Raw genomic sequence first — 22,955 nt, 5'->3', positions numbered from 1 at the left:
ACAATGTATACATTAATAGCTTTAGAGAAGGATGGAGCTCTACCGTTATTACATAATGTGAATGATATAGAAGATTGGCATGAAAAAAGATCTACGATAAGCCAAAATTGGTTAGATTGTATAGGTGGTCTTCCTCCGCTAGTTAAACCGAGTATGAAGATTAACACCTGGGAGATCCATGATGATTATTACCAGATTAACATTTGCTATTCCACGGTTTACGCGGACTGGGTGCCTGCTAACCTTTTAGTTCCGAAAGGACTTGTAGAAGAAAATTTAACTACAGAAAGTGATGTACTTCATTTATTGTCCTCTGCTAAAAGTAAGCGGTTTCGGGCAGTGATTGCTCTCCATCCAACGAGCGAAAATGGAAAAGAAGACATAAGTACAACAGTGGGTAGGAAGAATAGACAATACGGTCTGGAGCTTGTAAAAAGAGGATTTGTGGTTTTAGCTCCAGATACGATAACCGCAGGCGAAAGAGTATTACAGAATGAGCAGCCATTTCAAACAGCAGCATTTTATAAAAGTCATCCCGAGTGGTCGGCAGTTGCTAAAATGATTGTGGATCATCAGCAAGGGATAAGCTTATTGGAGGAACTAAGTATCGTTGACAACTCCAAAATTGGTGCGATTGGACATTCTTTAGGCGGTTATAATAGCTTTTTTCTAGCAGGAGTCGACAGTCGGATTAAAGCAGTCGTTTGTAGCTGTGGGTTCTCACCTTTTGCACAAGACCCTGAGAGGCATCGCTGGGGCAGAAGAGAGTGGTTCAGCCATATCCCTAAGATAAGTGATTATATAAATGAAGGAAAAGTACCGTTTGAGTTCACCGAAATAGCTGCACTAGTTGCTCCAACTCCATTATTCTTGTGGATGGGGCAAAATGACCATATTTTTCCTCATTGGGAACCAGCAGCAAAAGGATTAGCGGAACTTAACTCCTTATACGAATGGATGGAAGAAGGAGAACGATTTACATCATTGATAGGAAACACAGGTCATGATTTCCCGCCTGAAATTCGCCAAATCTCCTATGCTTTTCTAGATAAATGGTTGAGCTAAAGATCTTTCAAGTTTTCATTGCAAATATGCTATTCTAATTACAAGCAGGGCAATTATTAGTAGGGAGTTGTAGAAATTGCTAAAAAGAAAAAGTGTATTTGAAAATCGCTACAATAAGTTTATGCACGAATTAAAAGAAGAAATTATATCAGGAAAGATAAAACCAGGTGAATTCATCCTCCCGGAAAATACTTTAAGTAAAGTGTATGAGTTAAGTAGAGTTTCCATTAGAAAGGCATTGGCAGAGCTTGTTGAGGAAGGGTTAATTGAGAAAATCCCTGGAAAAGGAAATAGAGTAACAATTCCAAACGATACGCAAAAACAGACTATTACACTAGGTTGGTTTTCTAATTCATATGAGATAGAAATTATAAGGAAAATTATCAAACGTTTCGAACAGCTCAACCCATTCACAAAAGTAAATCTTCAAATACTACCTAATAGTCAGTATATATATAATCTGACACAATCTATAAAGCATGATAACGGACCCGATGTATTTATCGTATCTGACTATCACTTCAGGGAACTAATGGAGTCGAATTCTTTAGATATGCTAGATCCTTTCTTACCGGAGCATATTGACGCAGAAAAGGATAGCTATAAGCAAGTGTTTGATATGTTCACGTATAATCAGGCAGTTCCTGTAACGCCGTTTGTATTTTCACCGGTGATGATCTGCTACAATCGACGAATGTTTGAAGAGGCGGGAATCCAGAAGGACTTCAAAATGGAAAACTGGGATGACCTGTTAGAGTTGTCTACTCGGACAACGAAGGGAATGGAAAGCGATAGTATGATAAACGAATACGGCTTTTGTTTTTCATCTTCCACGAATCGCTGGCCTGTATTTCTTTTGCAGAACAAAGGTACATTCATGGCAGAGGATCGCTCTAAATCAGTTATGGATAGAAAAGAGAATATAGAAGCCCTGAATTACTGTGGTGATTTAATGTATAAGCATCAAGTCTCGCCAATATTCTCTCATGGGAGCAATGAGCTAGCTGAAAATCTCTTTATGCGAGAAGGGGCAGCAATGATTTTGACGACCTATTATTTTATGAATGAATTTAGAGACCATAAGATTAAATGGGACGTTCTACCGCCACCTCAAAATGATGCACCCGGAACACTTCTTTTAGGTGGTGCCTTAGGAATAAGTGCAAATAGTAAAATAAAAGAAGCAGCACAAGCACTTGTAAGCTTTATGGTAAGTACTGAAGCGCAAACATTGCTCAAACAAAATGGATGTACAATTCCGATGCTTCGCATAGTTGCAGAGGATAATAATCTTCTACAGCCTGGTGTTCATCCAGAACAATACAATGCTTTTAAAGAAGTAATGGGCTCCTCCAAGACGATTAGAGATCTTCATCTTACAATCGAGGAATTTGAACTAATTGAACGAGAGATGCAATTTTTCTGGGCCAATATGGAAAAAGCAGAAGATACATGTAAACGAATTGAAGAGCTTCTAAATTTAAAACAAGCGACGTATAGCGGTTAAAGCGCTATCTAAGGGGTGTAACTTGTGATGAAATTCGCTCAAAAGCTTAAGCAATTAAAACCAAATCCTCGAATTTTATATAATGACGAGGAACTAAAAGAAATGAAAGCTAGACTAGCAAATAACAAATTCGAAATTGGGATTGATTTTAACGATGGATGGGATAAAACGCTTGAACTAGCAGAGTCATACGCAGATGAAAAAGAGTTTACGGTGGTTTATCCAAGCTACTCGGTCCAACTGAATATTCCATTGCCACTAAAACAACTTGAGCCAGTTGGAGATCCACCAGGATATATAGAATATCCTTTTTGGACGATGTATTCTCGAGCTGTTGAGGAGAGAATCAAAATTTTAGCATTTGCTTATGGTATAACGGAAGAAAAAAGGTTTGCTGAAAAAGTAAAGGAGTATCTCATTGGTCTATCCTCGTTCACAAGATGGTTTGAATTTCCGCTAAGGGGAGCGGAAGGGAATTTAAGTAATGCTCATTTCACTTTAGGTGCAGCAATTGGATACGATGCTATCATGCATCTATTATCCAGCTCGGAGAAAAATACGATTAAAAATGCTATTTTGACAAAAGGTTTACAGCCCTTTCGTATAGATTTTAACAATCATGATAGCCATAATATAATTGCATCAAAGCAAGTAGCGATGCTTATCGGATCACTTGCCATTTTAGATAGTGATTGTAAGGATGAGGTGGAACCATTCATCTTCAATTCCTGTACTTATATAAGCAATTATTTAGATAGTAGGATGAAGGATCCGGATATTGAGGGGCTATTGTATTTAAATGTCGCTGCGAGACATATTTTAATGGCAGCGGATACGTACCATCGTTCGACAGGAGATGACGAATTTCTCCAGCATCCATACTTTCGTTTTCTACCTGATCTTTTCATGTACTCCTTAGGGACAGGTGGAAAGGTGAGCTTTGTAAACTTTTCAGATTCATTTTATAGTTTGGATATTTCCTATCTTATGGCAATACTTGCATCTAAAAACCAAAATCGTGTTGCAAGCTGGTATGTGCATAAATTCTCGGAAAGTCATTTGGAAGCATTACTTCACACGAATAATCTACCTAAGCCCTTAGAGCCGGAAATATACTATGAAAATAGATGCTCCCATATATTTTCTACGATAGGCTGGGCTTCTCTTAGAAGTGGCTGGAAGGATCATGATCACCTAATAGCCTTCAATTCAAGCGGATCAGCAAAGAATCATAATCATTTCGATCAAAACAATTTTATATTACATGTTGCTGGAGAGTGGCTAATAACCAATCCAGGGTACCAAGATTATGTAAAAGGTCCAAGGAGAGATTTTACGATTGGGACAATTGGACATAATAGTATGCTTGTTAATGGGAAGGGACAATCCAAGTTAGGGAAAAGTAAATTTGTAGACTCGTATACGTCTGATTCTTATTCTTTTGTTTGTGGTGAAGCAGCTGGTGCTTATGACAAAAGTATTTCACAGTGGGAACGAAAAATAGTACATATCGATAATAGCTACTATCTAATTATAGATAAGGTAGTTAAAGAGGATCCGGGTAGTGTTATCAGCTTTCTTTTCCATACGACAGCACAAATATATATAGGGGATAAAAACATGCTGCCAGGGGAGAAGACAGAAGAAACGCATATCCGATTCGCTGGAGACAAAGCTTCGGTTTCCCTTTACAATTGTTATCCAAAAGATACAAAGAAAAGTGTTGAACAGCATAAGGGAGCAGAAGAGTATGGGGCTTATCTACAGATAGTGCCTCATGATGAAGAGCAACAACTGCAATATATGATAACAATGCTTGTTCCTGAAGCTTCCAAAAATGATTGTGCTAATTCACTAATTAGAAATGGATCGCTTTTTCATATGGAGGTTAGCCGTCAAGGCATTACAGACCATATCCTTGTAAACGAGGAAAGGAAGTCTGTGTGGCAAAAAAACTCTAATGGTGAAATTGGTTTTCTAGGAGAACAGGGATGGATTTCAATTCAGAACAACGGCAACAAGCTAAGTAAGTTGTCTGTTGTGAATGGTAACTGTCTGAAGATAAAAGAGGAAACGATTTTTCGATCTTCTGAAGACATGAATATTTCAGCTCACATTTATAGTAGAGGTGCGAAAATTCACATTGAGCTTTTAAAAACTACTCAGGTTTGGTTTAAAACTCCGCAGCCTATGGATTTATTAGTTAATAATAAGGAACATTTGATAACCTATCAAACTGACGAGGGAATGCTTGAACTACACTTAAAGCCTGGAAAATATGAAATTATGTTATCTGAGTCAATTTCATAATTACTTATTTTAAGTTAATACATGAATATTAATGTGATATTATACTCAATTATCCGTTTATTTAAAGTGGACTTCGTTGATTGGAGCGCAAGGCGGCGACTCCAGTGGGAATAGCAAATGTTTTCTGCACCGATAGCGTAGCGACAGGTGCACGAGCTGAAAGCCTTGCAGGAAAGCTTTCAAGGAACACAGGCTAAGAGCGCCACATCGTGTGGTAACGCCTCCGTGCCCGCGGAAAGCATCCGCCTGGAGCAGAAATTAACTTTGTTCGAATTTTATTACTAATTACTTCTTTATGAAATAGACTCATCTATCTAAAATAAAGAAAATGTAACCTAAAGTGACTGAATTTTCAATGAAAATACGTATTTAAAGAGGTGATTCACATGGAACTTACTGGATGGAGAGGTTCGCTATATCATTATATGGATTGGGCTTTAAAGCTTGCGTATCTAAATATTCTTTGGTTAGCGGGAATAATCATTGGTGTTGGAATTGCGGGTTTTTTTCCATCAACCGTAGCAATGTTCTCTGTAGTTAGAAAGTGGACACAAGAAGAGGACCTAAAAGTATTCACTCATTTTAAAAATGAGTATAAAAAGGAATTTCTAAAGTCCAACAAATATGGCTATTCATGGGCAGTACTAGGGATAATAATATACGTGGATCTACAGTTTTTCCGTGGTATACCCACTATTTGGGCTTTAATTGTTTCTTTATTCTTTTTCATACTCGCTGCTATTTATATAGTTGCTTTGCTTTATGCATTCCCAGTTTATGTTCAATATAAATTGACTATAAAGCAATATTTTAGAAACTGCTTACTCATTGTTCTATCAAATCCTTTGTTTTCAGTTCTAATGGTTTTAGGATTTTATTTCCCCTATTATCTGATGATTAAAATTCCAGGGTTACTTCCATTTTTCGGTGGGAGCCTTATATGCCTAGTGGTAATGGTTATTGCTAACAAAATGTTTACGAACTTAGAAAAAAATAAAAAGGAAAATCAAGAAGAAAAAGGAATATAATTTTAAAAAAATATTGAATTATTGTAAAATTTAAATTACTATTAAATACATGTAATATACATGTATCGAAAAGAGTTTAATAGAGAAAGGGGAGATTAGTTATTGAAACTAAAAACAAAAAAATTGAGACGCTGGATTCGACATTAGCTGTATCAAATAATATCCCGACTAAAAGAAAAAAGAATTCATTAAAAAAGAAATTATGGCGAGATCGCTATTTATTACTTCTAATCTTACCTGGGGTTTTATATTTCCTAATATATCGTTATATACCAATGGCAGGAATTCTTCTAGCATTTAAGGATTATAGCCCATTTCGCGGATTTGCTGAGAGCCCGTGGGTAGGATTAAAATACTTTAAATTAATCTTTGAAGATGCGGAAGTTATTCAAGTTATATGGAACACGCTACAAATTTCAATGTTACAAATATTTTTCGCTTTTCCAATATCCATTGTACTTGCCTTAATGCTTAATGAAATTAGAAATCAGGTATATAAGAAATTTCTTCAATCTATTGTGTATTTACCGCATTTTTTATCCTGGGTAGTAGTTGTTGGGATAACCGTTATTTTTCTTAGAAGTGAAGGTTTAATAAACAGCGTTTTTGTGAATTTTTTGGAGATCAATCCAATCCCATTTTTAACAGATCCGGCATTGTTCAAGCCTATAGTCATTTTCCAGGTTATCTGGAAGGAATCAGGTTGGGGCACTATTCTTTTCTTAGCAGCATTGTCTGGGGTTAGCCCGCATTTATATGAAGCGGCTGTAATTGACGGAGCTAGTAGATTGAGACAGATGTGGCATATTACTTTACCAGCACTTAAGAGTACGATTGTCATCTTATTAATCCTTCGTTTAGGAAATGTTATGGATAGTGGTTTCGAGCAAATCTTTCTAATGTTGAATCCTTTCAATATGGAAACAGGGAACGTCTTAGACACTTATGTGTATTTTAAGGGGATTCAGCAGGCTAATTTTAGTTTTGCTACAGCTGTAGGGCTGTTTAAAGGAGTTATTGGTTTAGTACTCGTCGTTCTTGCCAATAGACTTGCGAAAAAGTTTGGGGAAGATGGTTTATATTAGATTACCATCTTAATAGATTTTTATGTCTAGCTCCAGCGCTAGTCGGAAGCCCACACGATGTGGGTCATACAGTCGTTGCGACACGATGTCGCGAACTTAGACTGTGACAAAGGCGCTTACGCTTTTCTTATTATGTTAGGGGGTAAGATTATGTTCAAAGCTACTGGTGGCGAAAGGGTAATGGAAATTTTTAATAACATACTTTTGTTATTAATATCTGTAACAATGCTATTCCCCTTCTTATACATTTTTTCCGTTTCATTTTCAAGTGTAAGTGATGTACTAAATAGTGATTTCCTTTTATGGCCAAAGGAATGGGTGACAGATGCTTATACGTATATTTTAGGGTCCGATCAATTTATCCGTTCCCTATGGGTGACAGTTTATATCACAGTGGTAGGAACATTTGTTAATCTAGTTTTCACTTCAACAATGGCCTATTCACTAACAAGAAATATTATTGGGCAAAGGTTAATCTTATTTTTAGTATTATTTACAATACTATTTTCTGCTGGAATGATTCCAACTTATATTATTGTAAAAGAAACTGGTTTATTGAATTCGTTATGGGCATTGATCATACCTGTAGCAATCAGTCCATTCAACTTAATCATCATGACTCAATTTTTTAAAGGGATTCCTGAGGAACTTACAGAGGCAGCAATTATTGATGGAGCAAATGATATTCAAATTTTTTCTAAAGTGATTTTACCGTTATCAAAGCCCGCTTTGGCAGCATTTGGTCTGTTTTATGCAGTGGGTCATTGGAATAGCTATTTCTCAGGAGTTCTCTACTTGAACGACCCTGCAAAGTGGCCGATTCAAGTTATTTTACGACAAATTGTCATTGTGAATGAACCCAATGCAGCACTAGGAGGTCATGCGGCAATGGTAGAGGCATTACCTCCTCCAGAAACGGTTCAAATGGCAGCTATTTTGTTGGCAACCTTACCAATACTTATTGTTTATCCATTCTTGCAAAAACATTTTGCTAAAGGAGTGATGCTTGGATCTGTAAAAGGTTAATAGAAATTTGTCTGTACTACTGTTTAACAAAGCCTTACTAAAAAGATTAATGGAGGGGTTAATGTGAAAAATAAGCACTTAATAATTGGCTTGCTACTTCTTTTTCTCAGTTTTATGCTGGTAGCTTGTACGGATGAAAACACAGGTGAGAAAGAAACAGACAAAGAAAAAGAAACAGAAACAGCAGGAGAAACTGAAAAGGCTCCAGATGCGCAGGTTGATCCATTTGATCATAGTGAAAAACATACAATCACGGGGATGACATTCCGTTTTGGTGATCCACCACCGTTAAGTAGTCCTGGTCTTGATTTGATAAATGAGCGCTTTAATGTAGATTATAAACCAGAGATTATTCCTCAAGGTGACTATGTGGAAAAATCATCTGCCATTGTAGCTTCAGGTTCAATGCCAGATTTAGTAGGATTCCAAGCTGGTGATACACGTTTTTATCAATGGGCTGAGGACGGGGCATTCCTACCTTTAGATGATTATCTATCACATTATGCAACATTAGGTAAAATCCCAGACTATATTTACAATTCTTTTAAAGTAAATGGCAAAATATATGGAATTCCGCGTTATTCTCAACCATATCCTTTAACTCCGATTATTCGGAAGGATTGGTTGGACAAATTAGGATTAGAAATTCCAACGAGTTACGATGAGCTTGAGAAAATTGCCATTGCATTTACTAAAGAAGATCCAGATGGTAATGGTAAGGCTGATACGTATGGTGTAGCAATTGGAGAAAATATCAATCCAAACTTCAATATGGGAACTTATTGGGACTTCAACGCATGGTATCACCAAAATGATAACGGTGATTTTATCCCGGGTATCATTTCTGATGGAAGAAAAGATTTAGTTCAATTCTTTGCTAACCTTTATAAAGAAGGGGCTATGACGAAGGATTTTGCGGTTTTAGATTGGGCAAGTACGAATAATGAATTTTATTCTGGCAAAGCCGGAATTTTCGTTGGTGGAGTTTCAGGTATGTCTCAAGAATACTTTGAAGGATTATTATCCATTAACCCGGACGCAGAGCTCGTAGCAATTCCGCCATTTGAAGCACCAGATAAATCTAAAGGATTCACAATGGGTTCAGGTAACTCAGGGATTCTTGCTTTAAATGCTAATCTTGCGGAAGATGAAGGAAAAATTTATCGCGCATTAGAGCTAGTGGATTTCGGAAAAACATATTTCCCGGCTGAGGAAAAAAATCCTCAAAATGCGGACTTTGACTTCTATTTAGGTAAAGAAGGAACTGGTTATAATATGGAAAATGGATTACCTGTCCAAGTTCCAACATTCTCTTCTGAAGGACTTTCACCATCCACTTATTTCTTGGATAACAGAGAGCAGGTTCCAGAGGATGCAGCGATTAACTACGCTGATAGCTACACTTTACCAGAGTTAAAGGAAATGACAGTTACCTTGCAGGAAATGTTTGAATCGAACCAAATGTATATTGACCCTTCTCATGGTGTATTGTCACCGACCAATCAAGAAAAAGGCACAGACCTAATGCAATTCCTAATTAACGAACAATCTAAAATGATCGCAGGCCAAAGACCAGTATCTGATTGGGATGCTCTTGTAGAGGAATATATGGCAAAAGGCGGCGAAGCGATTATTAAAGAAACAAATGAAGGGATCAAAGCAAAAGGTTACACAGAAAGAGAATGGAAATAATAAATAAGTGGCCTGTTCGCTCATGCGAATAGGCTATTTTTTAAATAAGGTTGTTAAATCATACTGACGCTTTTCGCTGGTGCGTAGTATAGGGTCTCGTTTCGGATGCATAGAGTAAGAAGTCGGGTGTACGCTTACTGCTCGAGCGGATAGAGGTTCTGGTCGAGCGCATGAGACTAGATACCGAGCGTATAGAGCAAACCGCCGAGCGTTCGCATACTTCTCGAGCGGATAGAGGTTAGTCTCGAGCGCATGGGACTAAAACCCGAGCGTATAGAGCAAAACACCGAGCGTTCGCTTATTACTCGAGCGTATAGAGGTTAGTCTCGAGCCATGCGACTAGATCCCGAGTGTATAGAGCAAAACGCCGGGCGTTCGCTTATTGCTCGAGCGGATAGAGGTTAGTCTCGAGCGCGTGGGACTAGATCCCGGGCGCATAGAGCAAGACGTCGAGCGTTCGCATACTTCTCGAGCGTATAGAGGTTCGTCTTGCGCGCATAGGACTAGATCCCGGGCGTATAAAGCAAACCGCTGAGCGTTCGCATACTTCTCGAGCGGATAGAGGTTCGTCTCGAGCGCATGGGACTAGATTCCGAGCGTATAGAGCAAACCGCCGAGCGTTCGCATACTTCTCGAGCGGATAGAGGTTCTGGCCGAGCGGATAGGACTAGATCCCGGGCGTATAGAGCAAACCGCCGAGAGTTCGCATACTTCTCGAGCGTATAGAGGTTGGTCTCGAGCGCATGTGACTAGATCCCGGGGCATAAAGTAAAATGCCGAGCGTTCGCTAACGTCTCGGGCGTATAACGACCAGTCACAAGCATATAAGCACTTGTTCCTGATAATGATCTAGCCTTAGTTTGTCCAATGGTCAATAGAATAGATGCGGACCTTGCATTTCCTTAAAAACCCCCCGACCAATTAAAGACGTATTATAGTCATGTCATAAATTGAGACGGTAAGTTAATATAATTATAGAGTATTCAGAATAATTAGTGATGGAGGGGTTGGATTGGATGTTAAGGGGGATTCAGTATCAGCAAGGGGTAATGAGGTTGTAAAAAAGAGGAATATATTTAATTATCTTGGACCGGCATTAATCACTTCTGCTTTAGTATTAGGTCCGGGAAGTGTTACGCTTTCTTCTAAGATTGGGGCAATATATGGAACCCAATTAGTTTGGACTATTGTTTTAGCCATTATTTTAATGATGGTTTATACAGAAATGAGTACTCGGATTGGTTTAGCTGCTAAGCATAGCTTCATCCAAACGATTAAGAAAAAGTGGGGATTGTTCGCAGGTATATTAATCGGAGTTGGGGCATTTTTAGTTACCGCCTCATTCCAGGCAGGTAATGCAATTGGTACAGGGATTGCTATATCTGCAGTTACGGATATGGATCCAACCATTTGGAGTATTATCTTTACCCTGTTATCCATTGGATTGTTATTTGCAAAACAATTTTATCAAATTCTTGAAAAGATGATGCTTGTATTAGTAGTGATTATGCTCCTAGCATTTTTAATCACTGTAATAGTTGTCCAACCATCCATAGTTGATATATTTAAAGGATTTATACCGGTATTGCCCGAGGGGAGTATGGGGTTAATTATTGCTTTATTTGCTACAAGTTTTTCCATCGTAGGTGCCTTATATCAATCTTATTTAGTTAAAGAGAAGGGCTGGAAAATTACGGATGCCACAAGTGGTCGTAAGGAATCGTTTTTAGGAATCTTTCTTCTAGGTTTTATATCCTTTCTAATAATGATTACAGCTGCAACTATTTTAAAGCCTCAGGGACTTGTTGTGAATGATGCAAGTGAAATGGGCTTAGCGTTAGAACCACTTTTTGGTAGCTGGTCTACTTTTGTCTTTATGCTCGGGTTGTTTGGGGCATCTTTTTCTTCCCTGATGGGGAATGCAACGATTGGTGGTTCTTTGCTAGCTGACGGATTAGGATTAGGTAGCAGCCTATCCAATTTAAAAGTGAAGCTACCTATTATTTTAGTAATGCTTTTCGGTTCCATTATTGGGATTGTATTCGGCTCTGCGCCATTGAATCTAATTGTTTTTGCGCAAGCCGTTACCATATTCGTTGTGCCGTTCATCGCAATTGCTATTTTAGTAGTAGCTAATGATAAAAATATTATGGGTGAGCTAAAAAATAAATTATTAAGCAATGTTCTAGGGATTATAGGATTACTCGTTTTAATCTATTTAGCTTTTAATAATATAAAAAATATCTTTTTCTCATAAGAAATAGGAGGAATTCTTTTGAAAACAATTGAAGAACTAGAAAATTTAATGACCGAGCCATCAGATGCACTAGTAGAGGATATGCGAAAAATAGATGGGAATATTTTGATATTAGGCATTGGAGGTAAGATGGGGCCAACCTTAGCAATCATGGCCAAAAGAGCTATAGATAAAGCAGGGTTAGATAAGAAAGTGATAGGGATTTCTCGCTTCTCAAATGGGACATTAAAAGAGAATTTAGAAAAAGCCGGAATCGAAACAATTTCCATAGACTTATTAGACGATGAACAATTGAAACTGCTTCCGAAAGAGAAAAATATCATTTATATGGCAGGCAATAAATTCGGTACAACTGGCAATGAACACTTCACCTGGGCAATGAATACGTATCTGCCTGGAAGAGTAGCAGAGCACTTTAAAGGCTCCAACATTGTCGCTTTCTCAACAGGGAATGTATATCCTTTAGTGCCTTTAACTTTAGGTGGCTGTGATGAATTGCATGAGGTTGCTCCAGTTGGTGAGTATGGTCAATCCTCTCTTGGGAGAGAGCGAGTGTTCACTTATTTTTCCAATAAAGATAATACGCCACTAACTGTTTTCAGATTAAATTATGCGATTGATATGAGATATGGCGTATTACTCGAAATTGCTCGTTCCGTATATAATGAGGTTCCTTTAGATTTATCTATGGGTCATGTAAATGTCATTTGGCAAGGAGACGCAAATGAATATGCGATTAGGTCGTTATTAATCGCTAGCTCACCTCCAACAATTCTGAATGTAACAGGTCCAGAAACATTGCCAGTTCGATGGCTTGCAAATGAGTTTGGTAAATTGCTAGGGAAAACTCCGGTATTTGAAGGAGTCGAAAAGGAAAATGCATTATTAAATAATGCAAGTAAGGCACATAAGCTATTTGGATATCCGCGTGTCTCTATACGAGAAATGATTGAATGGACAGCGGACTGGGTAGCAAATGATGGAGAAACGATTAATAAACCAACTCACTTTCAGGAACGGAAGGGGCAATTCTAAATGGCTCTATCACAGGAACTACAGAAGCATTTATATGAGGGTGCCTTTATCCCAGCTCATCCGTTAGCATTGACAAGTGATAAACAATTAGATGAATATGCCCAAAGAAGATTGACTAGATACTATATAGAAGCTGGAGTAGGCGGGATTGCAGTGGGGGTCCATACGACTCAATTTGAAATAAGAGACCCTGAGTTTAATCTGTACGAAATTGTTTTACGTTTGGCGATGGAGGAAGTTGAAAAAGCTAAATTGCAACGTCCTTTCCTCAAAATAGCAGGTGTCTGTGGAGGAACAGAGCAGGCATTAAAAGAGACAAAAATAGCTAAAGCACTAGGCTATGATATGGTGCTTTTAAGTAATGGTGGGTTAAAGGATTATTCTGAAAAGGAACTAATTGAACGGACGAAAGCAGTTGCGGAAGAATTACCAGTCTTCGGCTTTTATTTACAGCCAGCTGTTGGGGGGAGAGTTTTTAGCTACGAATTTTGGGAGGAATTTGCTAGTATCCAAAACGTAGTAGGTATTAAAATGGCACCTTTTGATAGGTACTTAACATTAGACGTGATAAGAGCTGTTTGTGCCTCTCCAAGAAGAGATGAAATTGCACTCTATACTGGAAATGACGATAATATTGTTATGGATTTATTTACAACGTATGAATTTGAAGTCCAAGGTCAAATGGAAAGCAAAAATATAGTCGGTGGTCTTTTAGGTCATTGGTCGGTATGGACGCACGAAGCTGTAAACCTTTTTGAACAAATAAAACAAGCTCGACTTCATAATGAACTCGATAAGCAGTGGTTTTCCATTGCGCAAAATGTGACAGATGCAAACTCTGCCTTCTTTGATTCTAAAAACGTCTTCAAAGGAAGTATCGCGGGAATTAATGAAGTGTTAAGAAGACAGGGGCTTCTGCAGGGAAATTGGTGTTTAACCGATCATGAAGTGCTGAGTCCAGGTCAAGCAGAGGAAATCGATCGTGTTTATGCAACCTATCCAAAGTTAAATGATGATGCATTCGTACAGGCTTTTCTTCGTAATGATAAAGAGCAATAAGAAGCGAGAAGGGACACATTTGCAACCATGTGTCTTTTCGTGCTGGAAAGGAAGATGGTATGAAATCTCATATAAAGGTAGGAGTAATTGGTCCACTATGGATTTATGACACAATTGTCCGGTGCTTTAACCTTTTTCCTACCATACAACCGATATTCCGTTTGTCTGATGAAATGGATAAAGCAAAAGAATTCACAGTGGAGCTTAAAGATAAAGTGGATTGTTTGTTTTATTCGGGACGAATTCCATACTTGGTCTCTAAAGAAGATGTGCCAATGGAAGTTCCTGCATTCTATATACCTTTAAAAGGTGCAGGACTATACCAGGCACTCTATAAAATGAAAAATAAAATGAATTTCACACAAGTAAGTTTTGATGGAATTCAAAATGATTATATTGAAATTGTAAAAAAAAATTTAGAAGAAACGTTTAGTTACGACAACTACAATGATTTAGTTTCACTTGAAAATGTGGAAGATATAGTTAATTTTCATATAGAGAACGTGGCAAAAGCACCTAATACCGTTGTCATTACAAGCATAAAATTAGTAAGTGAATTATTGGCAAATAATAATATTGTGAATGAATGGTTGAAGCCTCCAGAAGAAGATATTATTGTGGCAATAGAACGAATGTTATTAGGAACTAACCAACGAAAACAAAAAGAAATGCAAATTATCATAGGAAGAGTTTTTATAGAAAACACAACTACGCTAAATCCTGATTTTATGACAGAGCAGCAAATTCAAAAAAGAAATAACTCTACATATCGAATGCTACTCCATTTTGCTGAGCAAATGAGCGGCTATTTGACTGCATTAAGTAGCACAGAATACTTATTTGTCACAAATCGTGGAATATTTGAAAGGATTACAGAAGGTTATAAAGTATTGCCGATTGTAGACGAATTAAAGAAAAAATTAGGTGTAACCTTATCCATTGGGATAGGCTTCGGATTTTCGGCATTAGAAGCAGGCTCTCATGCGAGAGTAGCACTTATTCAAGCGCAAGAAAATGGAGGGGATAGCTGCTATATCGTTAATGAGGATAGAAGTGTATTTGGACCAATTGATATAACGGCACCTATGAAATACCCACTTGCGGTGACAGATCAATTATTAATACAACAATCAGCGGCAGTTGGTATGAATGCAGCGAACATAGAAAAGACGATGGCCCTAATCCGAAGAAAAAAGAAAAATGAATTTACGGCCCATGAGCTTGCTTCGGTTTTAGGAATTACACCTAGGAGTGCGCACAGAATTGTTCAATCTTGGTTAGATGCTTCTTTAATCGAGGTGATTGGGACAGAGAAAATATCGAGAAGAGGCAGACCACGGCAAGTTTTCAGACTACTAAATAGTGAGGAGAATAGTATATGAAAATAGGTTTAATAGGTTTGGACACATCACATTGTGAAATTTTCACGAAATTATTAAACGATTCTGGGGCTCCGCATCATGTAACAGGCGCACAAATAACGCATGCTATCCCAACATATTCAGAGGATTTACCGATTAGCCGTGAGCGTTTCCTAAATTACTATGAAATAGTTACAAAGAAATATGGGGTTACTCCAGTAGAAGACGTCGAAGAGTTTATGACTGCTGTCGATGCAGTAATCATTGGGACAGTTGATGGAAGAAACCATTTAGATTGGTTTAAGAAAGTAGTTGGCTATAGTAAACCAATTTTCATCGATAAACCAGTTGTCATGAGTAGCGCGGAAATGCGAGAACTGATCGATCTTAGTAAGTTGCATAACACACCCGTCATGAGCTCATCCTCCTTAAGGTTTTCAGAATCAGTTGTAGCAGTAGCGAATAACACAGAAATAAAAAGTGGCTACTTTTTCGGACCGACCCCTCGTCAGGAACAAATGCCAGGATACTTTTGGTATGGAATCCACTTACTTGAAATGGTCGTCACTATTTTTGGCACAGAAGTGGAAAAAATGAGCATAGAGACATTTTCGGATTGTGAACAAATTCATATGACCTTTACTAATGGAAAACATGCAATCCTTCGAGGAGAAAAGGAGTGGCATAATCGTTTTGGAGCAATCCTACATTCCAAGGAAAGTGTTCATTCCCTCCGCTTATGGGAAGAAGATAAACCTTATTACGCTGGGCTGATTGAGCAAGTCGTGCAATTTTTTGAAACTGGAGTATCCCCCGTAGCGATTGAAGAAACGGAGCGGATAGTTGAATTAATTGAAAAGATTAATCTATTAAATAATGAATAATGTGCCATTAGAGGTGATTCAATCACTTCTAGCGGCCTTTTTTTGCCTTAAAAGTTATTAGAAATAATTCGCCACATAACTTGGATTAACTACCACATAACTTGGACTAACTACCACATAACTTCGATTAACTACCACATAAATTACACTAACCACCACATAAACGCCGAACTACCAAATAAACTCCTCTAACCACCACATAACCGGTTCCAACTACCACTTAAATTGCTTTAACTACCACATAAACTCCAAACTACCAAATAAACGCCAAACTACCACATAAACTCCTCTAACCACGACATAACCGGTTCCAATTACCACATAAATTGCTTTATCCACCGCATAAACTTAAAACTACCACATAACTTCGATTAACCACCACATAACCGGTTCCAACCACCACATAAACTTCTCTAACTTACACATAACTTCTGCCAACCACCACATAAACTCCTAACCGTAACCTGGGAATTTCTTATTCTGAAATCTATTAAAAATATCTGAAACTAAAGTAGTATTAAAGGGTACTAATTAACTTAAATTGAAAGTATAAACTACTAAAATGATTTGTTGAGAACGGTTCAAAAGATACGAGTTTTTTTATAAAACTAATACTATTTATCAATCTTTCGGAATAATCCGAAATTTCGATATTCGTACTAGTTTACTTGTGATAAGTTGGTAATGTCACACAATATTGGTAAGTGTGAAATTATAGCCAAAGGGGAAATGAGTTTTGAAAAATTTTAAGTTTACTAAGTTCTTTAGTAGTATTCTAGCTGTGATTATGGTGCTTTCTTTATTGGTTCCATTCTCCAGTGTTAGTGCTGAAGAAACGAAGCCATTTAAACAGAATGGTCAAAGTGAAAGTACGATTCAACTGAAGGCGGCTATTGCGGAACAATTGAGCTTGTCCAAAGATGGTCCAACCCTTCACGAAAGTTTACAAAATGTCTCAGGCAATCAAGATGTTGCAGTAATCATTCATTTATCCGAGAAGCCTGTAGCACTTGAACAAGGGATTAGCCAAGTTAAAGGCAAGAAATTCTCTAATGCTCGAGCAAATCAAGTTCGTGCGAATGTAAAAGCACAACAAGCAAAAGTTAAAAAAGAGCTAACTGCTAAACAGGTTCAAATAAAGCAAGGATATACATTTGATACTGTATTAAACGGATTTGCAGCAACGGTTAAAGCGAGTGACATTCCGAAATTACTAACGGTTGATGGAATTACATTAATCGAACCGGATGCAACTGTTTATGCATCAGAAGAAAATACGACTAAATCATCAGAACTTATAAAAGATGAAACAATAGAGGCACAAATGAATACAAGTATTTCATTCCTAGGAATTGAACAACTTTGGGACGAAGGAATAGAAGGACAAGGGGTTAAAGTAGCTGTACTTGATACAGGTATTGATGCTGATCATCCTGAGTTCGCTGGAATTTATAAAGGTGGGAAGAACTTCATTCCAAACTCGTCTACGTATACAAAAACACGAGCAGATGATGATGCTTCGGAAACGTTACCTTCAGAACGACCTGCGGGAACACCTGAATTTAATGCAAATGGAAGTTCTTTCTATACTTCACATGGTACGCACGTAGCAGGTACTATTGCAGCAATTGGTGCGAATGAATACGGTATTAAAGGGATTGCACCTAGAGTAGATCTATATGCTTACCGGGTACTTGGAGCATACGGAAGTGGAGCAACATCGGGTATTGTCAAAGCAATTGAAACAGCAGTATTAGAAGAAATGGATGTTATCAATCTATCACTAGGTGGAGGAGCAAACTCCGAAACAGATGCAGGGTCATTTGCGATTAATAATGCAATGATTGCTGGGACAATCGGGGTAATTGCTACTGGTAACTCAGGTCCAAACCGTGGAACTATGGGAACTCCGGCTACTGCACGTTTAGGAATTGCGGTTGGAAACACAACAAATCCGGAAACAATGCACAACGGACAAGTAAATATTACAGTTGGTGACTACAACTTAACTAAGCAGTTGCAATTAATGGGTTCAACTTTTGGAAAAGATTTAGCAACACAGCTTCAAGGTGAATTCGACCTAGTTGCTATTCCTGGAAACGGAGAAGTAAAAGATTTTGAAGGAATTAATGTAGAAGGAAAAGTGGCATTGATATCTCGAGGTAGTATCGCTTTTGTCGATAAAATTGCGAACGCAAAAGCAAATGGAGCTGTAGCAACAATTATTCATAACTTTGCAGGTGGTACAGGTGCACCGAACGCATCGGGTACATTCCTTGGTGATTCATTTGCTTTCCTACCAACGTTTGATATGTCTCTAACAGATGGCGAGGCAATACGTGCTGCATTGGTAGGGGGAACAGGAAAAGTGAGCTTCGGTAACTTTTCTTCTACGAGTACACTTGGAGATGAAGTAAATGATTCTAGTTCACGTGGACCTTCTACACCAAACTTTGATATTAAACCAGATGTAAGCGCACCTGGAACAAATATTATGTCCACAATTCCTAAGTACAAAACAGATTTTCCAGAAGCAGTTTACGATGAAGCATATGATCGCAAAACAGGAACTTCGATGGCTACACCACATATCGCAGGTATTGTAGCACTTGTGAAACAAGCTAATCCTTCTTGGAATGCCTTTGATGTGAAAGTAGCTATTTCCAACACAGCTAAAATCCTAAATACAACGAAGTATGATGTATTCTCACAAGGTGCTGGCCGTGTAAATGCATATGCAGCAGCACATCCAGAAATTCTTGCGTATGCATTAGATAGCGCAGTGTTAGACGGTACTGGAGCAGTAGTGGATAACATAAAAGGGACAGTTACTTTTGGTCCTCAATCATTAAAAGAAAATATTTCCGTAACAAAACAAGTTAAAGTTAAAGATATTAAAGGTAATGGTGGCGAATATAATGTCACAGTTGATGTCACAAAAACATTCGGTGATGCACAGGTGACGGTTGACCAGCCTACATTCAATTTAGCTGGTGAGCAAGTTTTAAACTTAACATTAACAGCTTCAGCAACTACTACAAAGCCTGGTGATGAGATTTTAGGATATATCCATGTTCAAGGCGGAGAAACGGATATTTCATTGCCATTTGCAGCAGATTTTGGTGGAGCAGAAGCAACACAACTGAAAGACTACAAGATCACAGAAACAGATTTATCATTTAATGGTGACGGAGTTCAAGATTCTGCAGTCCTTTCATTTACATTAACTGGCGACGTAACAACTAACTATATCGAGCTTTGGGATATTATGAATCCTGAAGGCGGGGAATATGGAGATGGCTATCTTGGTTATTTACACGCAGGTTCAGCACTAGGTGCAGGATCTTATAACCTGAATATTGCAGGACAATATAAGCCATGGAGCAGTGATCCAGCAACAACTATTCCAGATGGTCTATACACAATTGACTTCACTGGTCTTGCAGCTTCAGGAGTAGTTTCAGACTACGTAGGACCAATTGTTGTGAAGACAACTAGTCCAAAAATTACTGGAGCAGTAGCTGAAGGTGTTGCGACTGGTCAAGTAACAGACAAATATATCGAATATAATGAAGAATTATATTTGTATGGATTAGACTATAATTTAAATGAAAAATTAAAAGCATCATATATTACTACTGTTAATGGTGAAGCAACTGCACCAGTAGCATTTGAATTGAACCAAGACGGAAGCTTTACATTCCCAGTAACGACTGAAACAGATAAGGTAAGGGTCGTTATTAATGATGCTGCAGGAAATGTTGGCGAAGCATTAATTTACGAAAAAGAAATGGTAGAGCCGGTTCTATCACTTTCTGTAAATCCCACTGAGCTAGACTTAACAGCTGGCGAGACGTCTCAACTTACTGTTATAGAGACATCTACACCTGTAGAAGGTGATGCAACAAATGAGGACGTAACTTCAGACGCTACGTATGTCGTCGCTGATGAAAGTATCGCAACAGTGTCAAATGGTTTAGTAACTGCGGTTCGAGAAGGCACAACTACAATTACTGTTTCATATGGTGAAAATGAGGTAACTGTTAATGTTAAAGTTAAAGCGCCTATCGTTGCAGAACCAGTAATAACTCTAACTATCGACCAAGCTCAGGTTGAAACAAGACCTGGTAAAGAAGTAAAAGTTAAAATTACAGAAGTAACGACTGTTGATGGCGAAACTACAGAAACAGACGTTACCAAAATTGCGACATATAGTGTTGCGCATAATAACGTGGCTTCTGTAAAAGCAGGCGTTGTAAAAGGCAAAGGCCAAGGTGAAACATCAGTAACTGTAACGTATGGTGAGCATACGCTGACGTTTGATGTGACTGTTGTGAAACCTGGTAAAGGGAATAACAAGTAATAATAACTGAACCGTTCTAATCGATAGAATTATCGAATGGAACGGTTTTTCCTATTCAAGAAACAATTAATCAGTAAAGTCTACCTGCCGGATAACTCACTAACCTCCACACAATATGTCCAGTCCTAATTTTAAACTTTTATCTAATAAGCGGTTCTAACCACCACATAAACTCCCAACTACCACATAACTTCGATTAACCACCACATAACCGGTTCCAACTACCACATAAATTACTCTAACTACCACATAAACTCCCAACTACCAAATAAACCAGATTAACATCCACATAACCGGTTCCAATTACCACTTATTCCACTCTAACTACCACATAACTCCTGCTAACCACCACATAAACTCCTAGTCTTATTCTTCCATAATTTTTTTAGTATTTATGAGCGGCATTCATTCTTGTTCTAAATTATATTTGTTCATAAAAAACTACACCCCCGTTGTTAGTAGTGTCTAACAATTGGGGTGTAGTTCAAAAATCTAAGCCGGCTTTTGCTAAATCATTTTTCAAAATGCTCTTTTACAAATTTAAGTGATTTTGCCAGTTCTTGATCCAGTTGTTCTTCGCTGGCGTTATCGCTCAAATCACGCCATACTTTAATGTCCTGTCCAACCTGTCCACCCATTTTTACAAATGGTTCCATCACGACATAGTCTGAGTAGTTGATGTCTTGAAGTGCTTGTCCGATACCAGACCAGTCTAGTGAACCTTTGCCAGGAACTTTCCGGTTGCCTTCTCCAATATGTAGATGACCAAGATAATTGCCAGCAAGGCGGATGGCGTCTGGGATTGAATCTTCTTCGATATTCATATGGAATGTATCAAGCATGACTTTAACATTAGGTTTTCCTACTTCTTTTACATAGTCGATGGCTTCTTGCGTATCGTTTAATAAAAATTGTTCAAAACGGTTTAATGTTTCTGCTAGTAGTGTAATGTTCAGTGGTGCCGCATATTCTGCCAGTTCTCTTATACTTTCAATAGAATTTTTGCGAATTTCTGGTTTATTGATCAGTTTGGAATAATCCGCTGGCCAGTAGGAATAGATAGTCCCTCCAATCCGGTCAATTCCAGCTTTATGGCATTTATCGAGCACTTGCTTCATGAAGGAAACTCCATTATTTCTTATTAGCGGGTTTTCAGAACTTACATCAAAATCTTTAGGGATACCAATTCCCGCGGTCAGTCGGATATCAGCAGCTTTAGCAATATCTTTTAGACGAGTTAACTCACCATCACTTAAGTGAATTAATCCAAGAGCAGCCACTTCTAATATATCAAATCCTAGTTTTTTTACTTTTTCAATATAACGTTCGAAATCAGTCTCCCATTCATTCTCCCAGTATGCAAAATATACACCGTATTTCATTTTCCATTTCCCCCTTAAAAAATTCTAATGTTATTAGATAATGACATTGCGATATTACGACTTGATGATATAATCATAAATAAGTCTTTAACTTTTAGTCAAGTCTGAATATTATAATAGGTGAAAGCATTTACATTTGAAGTGGAGTGAATATAAAAATGACAAAATTGGACAAATCTGTTCCGATTCCTCTTTATTTTCAGTTAAAAGAATTAATTCTTCAACAAATTAAAGAGGGGTCTTATAAAGTGGGAGATGCTATTCCTACTGAAAAAGATTTTAGTGAAATTTATGACATCAGCCGTACTACAGTTAGACAAGCCATTACTGAACTTGTTCAAGAAGGTTGGCTATACAGAGTAAAGAGCAAAGGTACTTTTGTAAGGGCTCCCAAAATTGAACAAAGCTTTATTCAGGCACTTGGATCATTTAATGACCAGATACTTGAACTTGGTATGACACCTAGTACAGAAGTGCTCGATTTTAAAGTAATCGAAGTTCCTGATGAAGTAGCTATGCATCTAAAACTAGCTGTAGGTGAAAAAGTCATTTACATTCATCGCAGACGTTTTGCAGACAGTGAACCTATCGTGATGGTGGAGACGTATTTACCTTATGACAAATGCGAGTTTGTGTTAGAACGTGACTTAGTTAAGGAATCTCTATATCCCATATTGAGCGAGTTAAATGAAACCCAAATCTGTAAAATCCGACGCTTCATTGAAGCAGTGGAAGCTACGCAATATGATATAAAAAATTTAAATATGACAAAAGGTAAAGCTATCCAACAATTTATTTCCATTGGTTTTAATTATAAAGATGAGCCGATTGAATATTCGTTAGCACGTTATAGAGGAGATAAAAATAGATTTGAAATTGTCATTACTGCCACAAAATAAGG

At 37.8% G+C, this 22,955-nt stretch carries 15 protein-coding genes; 14 read left to right on the top strand and 1 reads right to left on the bottom strand.

The features are described from left to right. Positions 1–3 precede the first annotated feature (3 nt). The 13 genes from MKY37_RS05595 (at position 4) to MKY37_RS05535 (ending at position 20,672) form a co-directional block, all read left to right on the top strand. The gene (locus MKY37_RS05595; RefSeq protein ID WP_340774688.1) at positions 4–1,065 is read left to right on the top strand and encodes an alpha/beta hydrolase family protein; all 1,062 of its coding nucleotides are present in this window, start codon (positions 4–6) and stop codon (positions 1,063–1,065) included. A 76-nt stretch (positions 1,066–1,141) separates the two neighbouring features. Further along, complete coding sequence (locus MKY37_RS05590; RefSeq protein ID WP_340774687.1) at positions 1,142–2,572, top strand: extracellular solute-binding protein; 1,431 nt, start codon at positions 1,142–1,144, stop codon at positions 2,570–2,572. 27 nt (positions 2,573–2,599) lie between these two features. Then, positions 2,600–4,882: a heparinase II/III domain-containing protein gene (locus MKY37_RS05585; RefSeq protein ID WP_340779849.1), complete on the top strand. Its 2,283-nt coding sequence runs from the start codon at positions 2,600–2,602 to the stop codon at positions 4,880–4,882. Between the two features lie 386 nt (positions 4,883–5,268). Then, on the top strand, positions 5,269–5,910 hold the full coding sequence (locus MKY37_RS05580) for a YesL family protein (protein WP_340774685.1): 642 nt from the start codon (positions 5,269–5,271) through the stop codon (positions 5,908–5,910). Positions 5,911–6,071: 161 nt separating this feature from the next. After that, entirely contained in the window at positions 6,072–6,995 is a 924-nt protein-coding gene (locus MKY37_RS05575) for an ABC transporter permease (RefSeq protein WP_340779848.1), read from the top strand. Between the two features lie 150 nt (positions 6,996–7,145). After that, complete coding sequence (locus MKY37_RS05570) at positions 7,146–8,021, top strand: carbohydrate ABC transporter permease (protein WP_340774683.1); 876 nt, start codon at positions 7,146–7,148, stop codon at positions 8,019–8,021. Between the two features lie 63 nt (positions 8,022–8,084). Then, positions 8,085–9,713: an extracellular solute-binding protein gene (locus tag MKY37_RS05565; RefSeq protein WP_340774681.1), complete on the top strand. Its 1,629-nt coding sequence runs from the start codon at positions 8,085–8,087 to the stop codon at positions 9,711–9,713. A 1,012-nt stretch (positions 9,714–10,725) separates the two neighbouring features. Next, positions 10,726–11,970: an Nramp family divalent metal transporter gene (locus MKY37_RS05560; protein WP_340774679.1), complete on the top strand. Its 1,245-nt coding sequence runs from the start codon at positions 10,726–10,728 to the stop codon at positions 11,968–11,970. Between the two features lie 18 nt (positions 11,971–11,988). Beyond that, on the top strand, positions 11,989–13,005 hold the full coding sequence (locus MKY37_RS05555) for an NAD-dependent epimerase/dehydratase family protein (RefSeq protein WP_340774677.1): 1,017 nt from the start codon (positions 11,989–11,991) through the stop codon (positions 13,003–13,005). Further along, entirely contained in the window at positions 13,006–14,064 is a 1,059-nt protein-coding gene (locus MKY37_RS05550; protein WP_340774676.1) for a dihydrodipicolinate synthase family protein, read from the top strand. Between the two features lie 59 nt (positions 14,065–14,123). Continuing rightward, complete coding sequence (locus MKY37_RS05545; RefSeq protein WP_340774673.1) at positions 14,124–15,446, top strand: hypothetical protein; 1,323 nt, start codon at positions 14,124–14,126, stop codon at positions 15,444–15,446. Beyond that, positions 15,443–16,309: a Gfo/Idh/MocA family oxidoreductase gene (locus MKY37_RS05540; RefSeq protein WP_340774671.1), complete on the top strand. Its 867-nt coding sequence runs from the start codon at positions 15,443–15,445 to the stop codon at positions 16,307–16,309. The genes MKY37_RS05545 and MKY37_RS05540 overlap by 4 nt, the downstream gene beginning before the upstream one ends. Before the next feature lie 736 nt (positions 16,310–17,045). Continuing rightward, positions 17,046–20,672 carry a S8 family serine peptidase gene (locus MKY37_RS05535; protein WP_340774668.1) on the top strand — a complete coding sequence of 1,209 codons (3,627 nt, stop codon included), beginning with the start codon at positions 17,046–17,048 and terminating at the stop codon, positions 20,670–20,672. Positions 20,673–21,184: 512 nt separating this feature from the next. Here the strand turns inward: MKY37_RS05535 and MKY37_RS05530 are convergent. Beyond that, on the bottom strand, positions 21,185–22,054 hold the full coding sequence (locus MKY37_RS05530; protein ID WP_340774665.1) for a D-psicose 3-epimerase: 870 nt from the start codon (positions 22,052–22,054) through the stop codon (positions 21,185–21,187). A gap of 158 nt (positions 22,055–22,212) precedes the next feature. Here MKY37_RS05530 and MKY37_RS05525 point away from each other — a divergent pair, with 158 nt between their 5' ends. Beyond that, on the top strand, positions 22,213–22,953 hold the full coding sequence (locus tag MKY37_RS05525; RefSeq protein WP_340774664.1) for a GntR family transcriptional regulator: 741 nt from the start codon (positions 22,213–22,215) through the stop codon (positions 22,951–22,953). Positions 22,954–22,955: the final 2 nt, after the last annotated feature.

Source organism: Psychrobacillus sp. FSL K6-2836, assembly GCF_038003085.1.
Classification (GTDB): Bacteria; Bacillota; Bacilli; order Bacillales_A; family Planococcaceae; genus Psychrobacillus.
The sequence above is the reverse complement of the archived record's forward strand: the minus strand, read 5'-3'. Positions and strand labels throughout refer to the sequence as shown.